Consider the following 13,350-nt stretch of genomic DNA (forward strand, 5'->3'; position numbering starts at 1 on the left):
CATATTTGTAATAAAATATTATTTTATATTAAAAATAATATTAGTTTTTATCGTTAGTATTAGTTTCAAGTTCAGCTTTAAGCTTTGCAAGTGTATCATTAACATAAAACGTTCTTGCTTGCTTTATAGCGTTCTTAAAAGCCCTTGCATCTGAGCTTCCATGAGCTTTGATGCATATTCCATCAACGCCTAAAAATGGAGCCCCTCCATATTCCTTGTAATCAAATTTATTTTTTAATGATTTTATTACAGGGAGAATAAATAATGCACCAATTTTAGTAATTATTGATGATGTAATTTCGGATTTTATAGTTCCAAGAAGATTTGAAGCAACCCCTTCGTACATTTTAAGAACTGTATTTCCTACAAATCCGTCACAAACAACAACATTTACATCTCCATTTGTGATATCTCTAGGCTCTATATTTCCTACAAAATTAAGATTAGATTCTTTCAAAAGTGAATAAGTCTCTTTTGTAAGTTCGTTACCTTTCTCTTCTTCTGCACCAATATTAACTAATGCAACTGTAGGATTGGATACCTTAATTACGTTTTCATAATATACTTTACCCATAATTGCAAACTGCTTTAAGTATTGTGGTTTACAATCAACATTTGCTCCAGCATCAACAACCACAAAAGGCCCATTCATTCCTGGCATAATAGGTGATAATGCAGGTCTTTCAATGCCTTTTATTCTACCAATAACTAAAGTACACCCTGCAAGGAATGCTCCAGTACTTCCAGCTGAAATTACTGCATCACACTCTTTATCTTTTACAAGTTTTAAAGCTTTATTCAAAGTGGAATCCTTTTTCTTTCTTAAAGCCATAACTGGATGCTCATTAGTACCAATTACTTCAGCAGCATTTATTATTTTTACTCTTGAATTATCGTATTGATATTTACTTAATTCACTTTTTAGTTTTTCTTCAGGTCCAGTAATTAAGATTTCAATATCTTCAAACTCTTTTAGAGCTTCAACACATCCTTGTACTATAGCAACAGGAGAATTATCTCCACCCATACCATCAATAGCTATTCTCATTTTATCACCCCTTTGTAAAATATAATTCAATTTAGAATCTTAATATTTTATATTTACATATTTGCTGCAGAATCAGGATAAATATAATCTCTTGACTCTAACATGCTTTATTAATAATATTCTTATACTTTAATTTCACTTACAACATTAGGATAATATAGATGAATCACTACATACTTAAATTTATATTTTCAGAACTCCCTCAGAATCCATAGGAGTTTTGAAAATAGATTTTGGATTGAAGTGGTCCATCTTTATTAAAATCAAACAACTGATACATGGTGGAACTCAGTAAAATGACTTTAACAAAAATAAGCTTTATATGGTTTAAAAACTTTAATTAATATTTTATTACATATAAAGAAAAGAAAGTCAATTGACTTTCTTTATTGTTCTGAAGCAACTACTTCTTTACCCTTGTAATGTCCACAGCTCTTACAAACTCTGTGAGCTAATTTCATTTCATGGCATTGAGGACATTCTACAATACCAGGTATGCTTAACTTAAAAGTTTGAGCTCTTCTTGAATCTCTCTTTGCTCTGTATGTTTTTCTAGCAGGATTTCCCATAATTACACCTCCTTATTTGCTAAACAAATCATTCAATTTAGCCAATCTAATGTCAATATCATTGTTGTCACAGCTACATTGCTTTTTGTTTAGGTTCGTTCCACATTGCTGACACAGACCTTTACAACTTTCATTGCAAAGTCTTTTTATAGGCAAGGCTGATATAATATTGTTAACAATTATTTCTGTGATATCTATTGTATCACTATCAACGAAGATAAGATCATCATCTTCATCTGATAAATTATTTGTAAATCTCTCATTAACACTAATGTGTATTGGATATGAGAAGATTTCTAAGCATCTTGAACAAGAAAGTTCTAAAACTGTCTCAACATTTACATCTAGCTCTAACAACCCTTCATTAAAAGAGAACTTACCCTTCACCTTTACAGGTTCAACAGCTTTTATTGATTCACCTTCATAATTAAAGGTATCTAGATCTAATGTAAAGTCTAAAGGCTTTACTCTTTCTCTCTTGCTAATTAAATCTGAAAATTGTAGTATCATATGTACAACTCCACTTCATGCCTAAGAATGGCACAGCCATTCTTACAGCAGAATTAGTAATTTTTACTGACAACACAATTTATTATATAAACATGACTTTTAAAAGTCAAGAAATTTATTTTTTATTTTCTAACAAGCTCCAAAGTATCCTTAGCTATCATCATTTCTTCATCAGTAGGTATTACAAACACCTTAACCTTTGAACCATCTTTACTTACTTCAGCAATTTTACCTCTAACGTTGTTTTTAGCTGGATCTATCTCTACTCCAAGGAACTCTAAACCTTCACATGATTTTAGTCTTGTAATAGGATCATTTTCTCCTACACCAGCAGTAAATACAACTACATCAAGGCCACCCATAGCAGCAGCATATGAGCCAATGTATTTTCTTACTCTATATTGGAATATGTCTAAAGCTAATTGAGCTCTAACATTACCATTTGCAGCAGCAGTTTCAATATCTCTAAAATCACTACTTACACCTGAAATACCCAATACTCCTGATTGCTTATTTAATAATTCGTTAGTTTGTTCAACTGTATAGCCAAGTTCATCCATTATAAAAGTTACTACAGCTGGATCAAGATCTCCAGTTCTAGTACCCATTGCAACACCTTCTAATGGAGTAAATCCCATAGATGTATCAATTGACTTACCATTCTTTATAGCAGTTAAACTTGAACCATTTCCTAAATGACAAGTTACTATCTTTAATTCGGATAAATCTTTACCCATAACTTCTGCAACTTTAGCAGATACATACTTATGAGAAGTACCATGGAATCCGTATTTTCTTATATTATGTTCTTTATATAATTCATATGGCAAAGCATATAAGAATGCCTTGTCTGGCATTGTTTGATGGAAAGCTGTATCAAAAACAACTGCCATTGGCGTATTAGGCATTAGAACTTTACAAGCATCTATTCCTATTAGGTTTGGCGGATTATGAAGTGGAGCAAGTTTAATACACTCTTCCAAATATTTCATAACTTCGTCATCTATAAGAACCGAACTTGAATACTTTTCACCACCATGAACAACTCTATGTCCTACTGCAGATATTTCATCCATTGACTTTAGTACACCATTATCTTTATCTACAAGTGCATCTAGAACCAACTTTATTGCATCCTTGTGGTCATTCATTTTTTGTTCTACTACGTATTTGTCTTTACCTTCTACTTTTTGAGTAAGTATTGATCCTTCAATTCCTATTCTTTCAACAAGTCCTTTTGCTAAAACTTCTTCTTTACTCATATCGATTAACTGATACTTTAAAGATGAACTTCCACAATTAATTACTAATATGTTCATTTCTATTCCTCCTAAAATGATTAAAATGTTCTATTTATCTAACTGTGCTTGAACAGCAGTAAGTGCAACTACATTTACAATATCATCTGAACTACAACCTCTAGATAAGTCATTTATTGGCTTATCAAAACCTTGACAGATTGGTCCAATTGCTTCTGCATTAGCAAATCTTTGCACAAGTTTATAACCTATATTTCCAGCTTGAAGATCTGGGAATATAAGAACATTAGCTTTACCAGCTACATCACTATTAGGAGCCTTTTGACTCGCAACTTTTTCAACTATAGCTGCATCTAATTGCATTTCCCCGTCTATTAATAGATCAGGTCTTAATTCTTTAGCTTTTTCAGTTGCAGCTCTAACTTTATCTACAACCTCATGATCTGCTGATCCCATTGTTGAGAATGAAAGCATAGCAACCTTAGGCTCTATCTTACATAATTTTTTTGCTGTATCAGCTGTTGCTATTGCAATAGCTGCAAGTTGCTCTGAGCTTGGGCTTGGATTAACAGCACAATCTGAGAATAAAAGCATTCCTTCTTCACCATATTTAGAACCTGGTACCATCATAATGAAGAAACTTGATACAACAGAAACTCCTGGTGCAGTCTTAATTATTTGAAGGCCTGGTCTTAATAAATCTCCAGTAGTATGTACAGCACCTGAAACCATACCATCTGCATCTCCAACCTTCACCATCATTGTACCAAAATATAATGGATCTCTTACAATCTTTCCAGCCTTCTCGATTGTCATACCTTTACTTTTTCTAAGCTCATAAAATTCATTTACATAAACTTCAAGCTTATCTGAAGTTTCCGGATCAGCTATATTTATTCCTGTTAGATCAACACCCAAATCTGCGGCTTTACTTCTAATCACTGATTCAGATCCTACTAAAGTTACCTCTGCTAATCCATTTTCTTTAATTCTTTGAGATGCTACGAGTGTTCTCTCTTCATCTCCCTCAGGTAGCACAATTTTCTTTATATCTTTTTGTGCCATATCCCAAATTTGCTTCATAAGTTCCATGTTCATTTCTCCTTTCAGTCGAACGGATAATATCTACTATACTAATATACTCCTAAATTAGAGTAGATTTCAACACATAAAGCCAAAAACATAGTAGTTCTTATATTTGAATAATTAATAATAATCTGACATTTCATTTTTTTTAATACTTTATTTATTCTATCCAATGTTTGGTGTATTATATATCTATAATTTAATAAAGGATGGTTTTATTATGAATATTGTTGGAATAGTAACTGAATATAACCCGTTTCATAATGGACATAAACTACATCTTGAACAGACAAAGAAGCTAACTAATGCCGATGGTGTCATATGTGTGATGAGCGGAAATTTTGTTCAGAGAGGACTACCTTCAATTCTAGATAAATGGACTCGAGCTCAAATTGCTGTTCTTAATGGAGTTGACTTAGTGATAGAACTCCCTACAATATTTTCTGTATCTTCAGCTGAATTTTTTGCAAAAGGAGCTATAGATATTTTAAATCAAACATCAGTAGTTAATTCCGTATGTTTTGGAAGTGAAGTTGGAGAAATAGAACTAATTATGAAGGTGGCAAAAATATTATCATATGAATCAGATGAGTTTAAATACTTATTACGAAATCATTTAAACCTAGGTAAATCATATGTAAAAGCACGTTCTGAAGCTTTGCTAGAGTATTTTAAAAAATATGATAATTTAAATTTAAACACAGAGGAATTCGAAAACTTCTTAAATTCCTCAAATAATATTCTAGGTATAGAGTACTGCAAAAGTATAATTAAATCAGAAAGTAGTATTAATCCAATAACTATTAAAAGGATAGGTTCCTCGTATAATGATATAAACCTTTCAAGTAGTTTTGCAAGTGCCACTGCAATAAGAGAACAACTTTATAAAGATTTTTCAATTGATGAACTTTATAAATATATGCCTGATACATCTATCCAAACAATAAATGAAAAGAGGAAGAATTCAAATAATTTTCCATCAAATGACGACTTCCTTAAGTATATAAGATATAAAATCACAACCAATCCAGGTTCATTTTCTAAGCTTCCAGATAACATGGAAGGTTTGGAAAATAAATTCATCAAAGAAATTACGAAAGCAAAATCTACTGATGAGCTTATAATGTTAGTTAAGAGTAAAAGATATACCTATACAAGACTTTCAAGACTTATATGTCAATATTTTATAGGCTTTGAAAACTATGATATTCAGACTTTGAGAACTTCAAAACCAAATTATCTAAGAGTACTCGGATTAAACAATGTTGGTGCACAAATAGTAAAAGAAATAAAGAAAAAGTCAGAAATAAATATAATAAATAAGATGCCAAAACAAATTGACGATTCAATGCTAGAAATTGATTTAAGGGCCACAAATGCATATTCGCTTATAAATTCCATTATTCCAGTTAATGCAGATTATCTAATTAGTCCTTTTGTACATAAATAATATTAAAATCTTTCAATACAATTCTAGAATAAAAACATAAAAAAATACTATATATGAGATAAGGGGGGAATCTCATGTATAGTATTTTTTTATTGCTTATAGCCTCAGCTTTATTAGTATTCATGCTGTTAAAGCTTAATTTTAATAGGACAAGCACCTTTGTAACTTTATCCTTAACAATATTAATATTCTATTTTGTGGTAAATCCGAAAAGTTGTATGGAAGCAGCTCTACAAGGCGCACAATTATTTATAAAAGCCATCTTGCCTTCTTTGTTTCCATTTATGGTTATCTGCAATCTTCTTATTGCTTTTGATGGAATATCTATATATTCGAAATTGTTAGGCCCAATTTTATGTAGGCCTCTAAGATTAAGTAAAAACTGTAGCTTCGCTATTGTTGCAAGTATGTTATGTGGTTATCCTCTTGGCGCAAAATACAGTTCTGAGCTCTATGATAATGGCTATATAGATGAATTTGAATTCAAAAGACTTTTAAACATAGCATCTAATGCAGGACCATTATTCATATTAGGATCTGTGGCTAGTTCAATGCTAAACAACATCTATTACGGTTATATAATACTCGCTGCAAACTACTTATCGTTTTTTATAATTGGCTTATTTTCAAAAAGCAAAGCTAATCCTAAAAGATTAAATTTCAACCCAGCACCTAAAAACATTAATATAGGTGAAGCTTTTAAGGCATCTATTAACGACGGTATAAATGGTACTCTGATGGTGGGAGGCTATGTAATTATTTTTGCAGTATTAATCGCCATAATAAAAAATAATGCTATTACAAGCATTATTTCTAACAGTGTATCTAATATGAATTTAAATAGCGAATTGTTATCAGCTTTATTTCTAGGCAGTTTAGACTTAACTAACGGATGTTATATTATAACAAGCAGCACTTTATCTATAACAATAAAATTATGCCTCATAAGCTTTTTTTGCTGCTTTGGAGGATTTTCAATTATTGCACAAACACATGCTTTTTTTTATAAATATGATATCTCTGTAAAAAAGTATTTTATCATTAAATTCTTACAAGGATTGATAGGAGTAATCGTTACATTCCTTCTATGTACTATATTCATCACTACAATACCTACGTTCAGCACAAATTCTCTAGTAGGTCTTAACAACCAAATTTGGCTACCATACTTAATATTTATGATATTGACAATAATTTGTCTAAGTATAAAAAAATTATTTAATGCTGCGTAGTTCCTTAATATTTTCTCTTATAGTAACAGCAGTTTTGTTCATATCGTCATTCATATTAGTGGCTAAAGTTTCTACATTAGTTTTAATTATGTTTAAAATCTCATTTGTTTTAACTTCTATTTCTTTTTCAAGTTGACTCAATATTTCATCTGCATAATCTCTAGCACCTATTCTAATAGCTTTAGCTTCTCTTTGAGCTGAAGCTATTACTTCTTGTGCTCTGATGTTTGCTTCTTTTACTATATCATGATTTTCAACCTGTTTCTTTAAAAGATCCATTGTCTGCTTTTTAACAGACTCATATTCTTTTTGAGCTTCTCCTAAAATTCTTTCTCTTTCAGTCATAACCCATTGAGCTTTCTTAAATTCATCTGGTAAGTAATTTATAACTTGATCTACAACTTCTAGTACTTCCTTCTTATCAACAACAACTTTACCAGTTATAGGAACCTTTGCTGCACTTTCAACTATATCTTGAAGATATTCAAGAAGCTCAATAACATTAACTTCCATCTTACTCACCCTTATTCCCCCTTTATTCTACTTATAATATCAACGATAATCTCATCTGGAACTAATTCACGAATGCAACCACCGAATTTAGCAACTTGTTTTACTGCTGAACTACTCAAATATGAATATTGCGCATTAGTCATCATAAAAACAGTCTCAACTTCCGGATCTAATTTATTGTTCATCAATGCCATTTGAAATTCGTACTCAAAATCAGAAACTGCTCTCAATCCTTTTAAGATTACAGTAGCTTTCTTTTGTCTCATAAAGTCCACTAAAAGACCATTAAAGAATTCAACTCTTACATTTGAAAATTCTTTTGTAACTCTTTTTATTAATTCCACTCTTTCTTCTACCTTAAATAAGCCTTTTTTATCAACATTAACTAGTACGACAACTATTACTTCATCAAAAACCTTAGCCCCTCTAGCAATAATATCAAGATGTCCATTAGTTATTGGGTCAAAGCTTCCAGGGTATACGGCAATCTTCATTTTAGACCTCCTTGTATTTATAAAAGACAACGGTTGTATTTCCATATTTTCTTTCATTAGTTATTTTAATTTTTTCACTACCTTGATATATTTCTTCACTTGTATCTATCTTAGTTACAATTATTCCATTCGGATCAAGTAATTTTCTATCCTCTACTATCTTTATCGCCTCAGGAATCATATTCTTTAGGTATGGTGGATCAATAAAAATAATATTAAATACCTTTCCCTTATCAGCCATAGAGTTTAAAGCACTGTATGCATCCATATTTAAAGAGAAGCAGAAATCATCAAATTTCAAATTTTGAATATTCTCCCTTAAAACCGGATATGTTATCGGACTTTTATCAACTAAATAGCATTCTTTAGCACCTCTGCTTGCAGCTTCTAGCCCTAAGCTACCAGTACCTGCAAATATATCAATTACAACAGCATCAGGAATATAAAATTGTATACTGCTGAACATAGCTTCTTTTATCCTATCTAATGTTGGTCTTGTATCGTATGTAGGTGGTGATAATAATTTTCTTCCTTTTGCTTTTCCTGCTATGATTCTCATTTGTATGTCCTCCCTAAATTAAGTAAATTTTATCATATAGATAAATAAATTAAAATGTTATTTAAATAAATAGCTATCTATCTGTAATCAGAAAAAAATATCTTTTTTAAAGTTTTTAATTGAAGCAAATATACTTTGAGCTTCGAGAAAGATTTTTGCTAATCTCTGAAATTAGCTTTACATTATTTAAATCTGAACTTTGTAAGATTATTTTAGCTTCTTCACTAGCACATCTTAGAATCTTCATATCTTCAATTATATCTGCTAAAATCAATCCTGAATCTCCACTTTGTCTTAAACCAAACATTTCGCCAGATCCTCTTAGTTTTAAATCTTGCTCTGCAATATAGAATCCATCGTTGCTTTCAGTCATTATCATCATTCTTTTCTTAGTAACATTATTTTTAGCATTGCCAACTAGGATACAATAAGATTGATATTGGCCTCTGCCTACTCTTCCCCTAAGCTGATGCAGCTGACTTAATCCAAATCTTTCGCAATTTTCAATGATCATTACACTGGCGTTAGGAACATTTACCCCAACCTCAATGACAGTTGTTGATATTAAAGCTTTTATATGACCTTCTTTAAATCTATTTACAATATCTTCTTTATCCTTTGGAGCCATCTTTCCATGTAGTTTTTCGATTTTATGTTCTTTCAATACACCATCGCTAAGGTCATTATAGACTTTATCAACAGAGTTTAGCTTTCCGTCTTCATCCTCTTCTATTAGAGGACATACCACATAAACTTGTCTTCCTTTGTTAATTTCATCTAATGCTAAACTATATGCTTGATTTTTTGATTCACTTTGAAAGAATAATGTCTCAATCTTTTTTCTCCCAGGAGGAAGTTCGTCAATAATAGAAACATCCAAGTCGCTGTATAAATACAAAGCTAAAGTTCTAGGTATTGGGGTCGCAGTCATAACTAGAACATCTGGTTCTTTCCCTTTATTGATCAGTTTACTTCTTTGTTCTACACCAAATCTATGTTGCTCATCAGTTACAACTAATCCTAAATTTGTAAAATTAACATCTTCCTGTATTATAGCATGAGTCCCTATTACAACAATAGGTATTCCAGAAGAAATTTTTTCTTTTATCCTAATTTTCTCTTTATTTGTTGTGCTTCCTGTCAAAAGTTCAATATCTATGTCGAATCTTCCAAGTAGCTTTTTAGCCTCATAAAAATGCTGTGATGCCAAAATTTCAGTTGGTGCCATCATAGCTACTTGATAGCCGTTCTTATATACATTAAACATTGATATAAACGCTACAACAGTCTTGCCACTTCCTACATCTCCTTGAACAAGTCTGTTCATAGGACTAGAGCTTTTTTGATCAAGAAGTATTTCTCTAACAACTTTTGCTTGTGCATTAGTTAACTCATAAGGAAGTGATTTTTTTAAATCTGTAAGTTCTGGACACATGCTAAATTTAATGCCATTATTACCTTGCTTCAAGTGATTCTTTAACATTAAAAGCTTTACCGAATATGTAAACAACTCTTGAAATTTCAATCTTGTAATTGCTCCATTTAACTTTTCTTTTGTAGAAGGGAAATGTATATTTCTTATAGCTTCATCGAGAGAAACTAGATTGTACTTTGACAATAAGTATTCTGGCAAATTCTCTCCAATAACTATATTACAAAGTATGCTATTAACGAGCTTTGATATAACCCCTCCTGTAATATCACCCTTTAAAGGATATACTGGCAGTATCTCATTGTCACTAGCATCCCTAAATACTAAAGTAGGATTAACTATTTCTAGACAGTTTCCCACCTTTTTATATTTCCCCATTAAATTATAACTTTCACCAATCTTAAAATTATTTTTTATGTATGGTTGGTTAAACCATTTAGCTATAACTTTAGTATTTTCATATTTTAATGCAATGGAGGTTAGACGCTTTCCGTTTTTAGTTCTAATATCTCTTTCAAATGAAACTACCTTACAATTTATTATCTGTTTAACTTCTTCAGAAATATCATCTATATCAGGATTACCATCCACAAATTCATAATCTCTTGGAAAATAGAGAAGTAAATCTAACATAGTAAAAATACCACAACGATTTAACTTTTCTTCTAATTTAGGACCTACTCCTTTTAATTTTTTTATCTCGCTATATATATCCATCTTTACCACCTAAAATAAAAAAATTATTCAGTCAATCAGTCATTTTACATTTAATTTATTATTATTGAAATATTGTTTATATGACTAATAACCAATGATTCTACATTTTATTCAAATTTTCATCACAATAAAATCCAGCTTTACTATTTGTTATTGGATTATAAATAGTAAAAAGAAAAGCGACAATGTCGCTTTTCTTATATTACATCATATGTCAATTATTATCAATATCTTGAATACGTTTAAGATATTTTTATATCGTAAATTTTAATAGGATTACATGTACTATTTAGCAGTTTATTATATAAATTTAACATTAGATAAATCTATATTTCCTAAGCTAGCATATGTATGAGATATTAAAATTTATTCTACAGATATTAGGAAGTAATATAATGGTTGCTCTCCATTATAGCACTGTACATCAATATCACCATACTTCTTTTCAAGTCTAGCAACAAATTGCTTAACTTCATTTTCATCGCATTCTTTTCCGTAAAATAAAGTAATAAGCTCACTGTCTTCATCTACCATTTGATTTAATAGCTCTTCAGTAACTTCATATACATCGCCGCCAACATGTTTAATTTTACTTTCTATTAGCCCTAGTATATTGCCTTCTTTTATCTCAATCCCATCCATTTCAGTATCTCTTACTGCATATGTTACAGATGCTGACTTAACTAGTTCGATGGAATCATTAAGCTCTTTTATATTTTCATCAACTTCAGCTTCTGGATTAAACATAGTAATACATGTAATACCTTGAGGGATTGTCTTTGTAGGAACAACTACTATATGCTTATCAGATATTTCTGCAGCTTGATTAGCAGCCATTATAATATTTTTATTGTTTGGGAATACAAAAATATGCTCTGCATTTAGTTTATCTATGCATTCAAGTATATCTAAGGTACTTGGATTCATTGTTTGACCACCCTCAATTACATAGTCAACACCTAAATCTTTGAATATATTTTTTATTCCAGCTCCCATAGCTACCGATACGAAAGCATATTTTTTCTTTTCTTCAACCTCTTGTTCAACAGCTACTATGTTTTCGTCAGGTACATCTTCATATTCTTTTTCAACTATAAGATGTCTATGTTCTTCTCTCATATTATCAATCTTAATTTTTGATAATTCACCTAGCTTAACTGCCTTTGAAAGAACTGCACCAGGATCATTAGTATGAATATGAACTTTTATAACGTCTTCATATCCAACAACAATCATAGAATCTCCAAAGTGTTCTATTTCATCTTTGAATTTATTAGATTTAGAGCTATCTCCCATAATTATAAATTCAGTACAGTATCCGAATTTAATATCATGATCCTCCATGTTATTTGCAGCCGATACTCCAGTAACTGCTGGTTTAAAGTTTTGTATTTCTGCTTGTAGATTTTTTTCTAAAGCCTCATACATTCCTTGTAATATAATTAAAAGACCCATTCCACCAGAATCTACAACTCCTGCTTTCTTTAAAGCTGGAAGCATTTCAGGTGTTTTATCTAACATTGTCTTACTGTGATTACAAACTTGTTCCATTAATACTGTTACGTCAGTAGCAGATGATTCTGAAGCAGCTTCTGCTGCAGCTCTTATGATAGTTAATATTGTACCCTCTGTTGGTCTCATAACTGCTTTATAAGCTGACTTTGCACCTTCTGCTAAAGCGTTGGCAAACTCAGTTGTATCCGCTTCCACTTTATTATCTAATCCCTTTGAAATACCTCTAAGTATTTGAGATAATATAACTCCTGAATTTCCTCTTGCACCCATTAAAGCACCTTTAGCAAGTTTCTTTGAGATTTCACCCAAAGAAGCTCCTTTTAAGGCTTCAATCTCCTTAACAGCAGCTTTAAAGGTCATTGACATATTAGTTCCAGTATCACCATCTGGAACAGGAAAAACATTAAGCGAATTAACATACTCGCTTTGCTCTTCCAATCTATTACTTGCGTTTATCACCATATTATAAAAATTTTCACCGTTGATTCTAATATAATTCATTAGTATGCCCTCCTAAACTCTCACAGCTTGCACGTTTACAGTTATTGATGATACTTTAATCCCAGTATAATTTTCAACGTTATATCTTACTTTTTGAATTATATTATTTGCTATAACAGATATCTTAGTACCGTATTCAACCATAACGAATAGTTCTACATTTAGTTTATCTTCTTTAAAATTTATCTTAACACCTTTGCTTAAATTTTCAACTCTTATTAGCTCCCAAAAACCATCGGTTGCATTTTTAGATACCATTCCAACAACACCATAACATTCCATAGTTGAAAGTCCAACTACCTTAGCCACTACTTCATCAGAATATGATATATTTCCAAATTCATTTGATACGCCTAACATAATTTAATTCCTCCTTGCTATATTCCATTAAATATATTCTATATTAAATAGGAAGATTATTCAATACTCTTAATTATCTCTAATATTTTGCACATATTTAGTATT

The 13,350-nt window shown here is 30.9% G+C and carries 13 protein-coding genes; 2 read left to right on the forward strand and 11 right to left on the reverse strand.

Annotated features, from left to right (window positions below; genetic code table 11):
- Positions 1–40: 40 nt before the first annotated feature.
- The 5 genes from plsX to pta all read right to left on the reverse strand — a co-directional run bounded on the left by plsX (position 41) and on the right by pta (position 4,478).
- Entirely contained in the window at positions 41–1,048 is a 1,008-nt protein-coding gene (gene plsX, locus J3477_RS00955; protein WP_206867690.1) for a phosphate acyltransferase PlsX, read from the reverse strand.
- Between the two features lie 386 nt (positions 1,049–1,434).
- Positions 1,435–1,617, reverse strand: a complete 183-nt coding sequence (rpmF, locus tag J3477_RS00960) for a 50S ribosomal protein L32 (RefSeq protein ID WP_200268037.1) — start codon at positions 1,615–1,617, stop codon at positions 1,435–1,437.
- 12 nt (positions 1,618–1,629) lie between these two features.
- A complete protein-coding gene (locus J3477_RS00965) occupies positions 1,630–2,127 on the reverse strand; it encodes a YceD family protein (protein WP_206867691.1) in 498 nt (165 codons plus the stop codon).
- A gap of 122 nt (positions 2,128–2,249) precedes the next feature.
- Positions 2,250–3,446, reverse strand: a complete 1,197-nt coding sequence (locus J3477_RS00970) for an acetate/propionate family kinase (protein WP_206867692.1) — start codon at positions 3,444–3,446, stop codon at positions 2,250–2,252.
- A gap of 30 nt (positions 3,447–3,476) precedes the next feature.
- Positions 3,477–4,478, reverse strand: a complete 1,002-nt coding sequence (gene pta, locus J3477_RS00975) for a phosphate acetyltransferase (RefSeq protein ID WP_206867693.1) — start codon at positions 4,476–4,478, stop codon at positions 3,477–3,479.
- A 214-nt stretch (positions 4,479–4,692) separates the two neighbouring features.
- Here pta and J3477_RS00980 point away from each other — a divergent pair, with 214 nt between their 5' ends.
- A complete protein-coding gene (locus J3477_RS00980) occupies positions 4,693–5,922 on the forward strand; it encodes a nucleotidyltransferase (RefSeq protein ID WP_206867694.1) in 1,230 nt (409 codons plus the stop codon).
- Between the two features lie 74 nt (positions 5,923–5,996).
- Positions 5,997–7,154 carry a dipicolinic acid transporter SpoVV gene (gene spoVV, locus J3477_RS00985; RefSeq protein WP_206867695.1) on the forward strand — a complete coding sequence of 386 codons (1,158 nt, stop codon included), beginning with the start codon at positions 5,997–5,999 and terminating at the stop codon, positions 7,152–7,154.
- Here spoVV and J3477_RS00990 read toward each other — a convergent pair.
- From J3477_RS00990 to J3477_RS01015, 6 genes are all read right to left on the reverse strand, one after another.
- Entirely contained in the window at positions 7,137–7,676 is a 540-nt protein-coding gene (locus J3477_RS00990; RefSeq protein ID WP_371874678.1) for an ATP synthase subunit B family protein, read from the reverse strand. The genes spoVV and J3477_RS00990 overlap by 18 nt on opposite strands.
- Positions 7,677–7,678: 2 nt before the next feature.
- Positions 7,679–8,161: a pantetheine-phosphate adenylyltransferase gene (gene coaD / locus J3477_RS00995; RefSeq protein ID WP_206867696.1), complete on the reverse strand. Its 483-nt coding sequence runs from the start codon at positions 8,159–8,161 to the stop codon at positions 7,679–7,681.
- 1 nt (position 8,162) lies between these two features.
- Entirely contained in the window at positions 8,163–8,720 is a 558-nt protein-coding gene (gene rsmD / locus J3477_RS01000; RefSeq protein WP_206867697.1) for a 16S rRNA (guanine(966)-N(2))-methyltransferase RsmD, read from the reverse strand.
- A 115-nt stretch (positions 8,721–8,835) separates the two neighbouring features.
- Positions 8,836–10,869: an ATP-dependent DNA helicase RecG gene (gene recG, locus J3477_RS01005; RefSeq protein WP_206867698.1), complete on the reverse strand. Its 2,034-nt coding sequence runs from the start codon at positions 10,867–10,869 to the stop codon at positions 8,836–8,838.
- Between the two features lie 366 nt (positions 10,870–11,235).
- Positions 11,236–12,885, reverse strand: a complete 1,650-nt coding sequence (locus J3477_RS01010; RefSeq protein ID WP_206867699.1) for a DAK2 domain-containing protein — start codon at positions 12,883–12,885, stop codon at positions 11,236–11,238.
- 12 nt (positions 12,886–12,897) lie between these two features.
- Positions 12,898–13,245 carry an Asp23/Gls24 family envelope stress response protein gene (locus J3477_RS01015; RefSeq protein ID WP_206867700.1) on the reverse strand — a complete coding sequence of 116 codons (348 nt, stop codon included), beginning with the start codon at positions 13,243–13,245 and terminating at the stop codon, positions 12,898–12,900.
- Positions 13,246–13,350 lie beyond the last annotated feature (105 nt).

Origin of the sequence: Clostridium zeae, from assembly GCF_017312485.1 — a bacterium.
Classification (GTDB): Bacteria; Bacillota; Clostridia; order Clostridiales; family Clostridiaceae; genus Clostridium_AR; species Clostridium_AR zeae.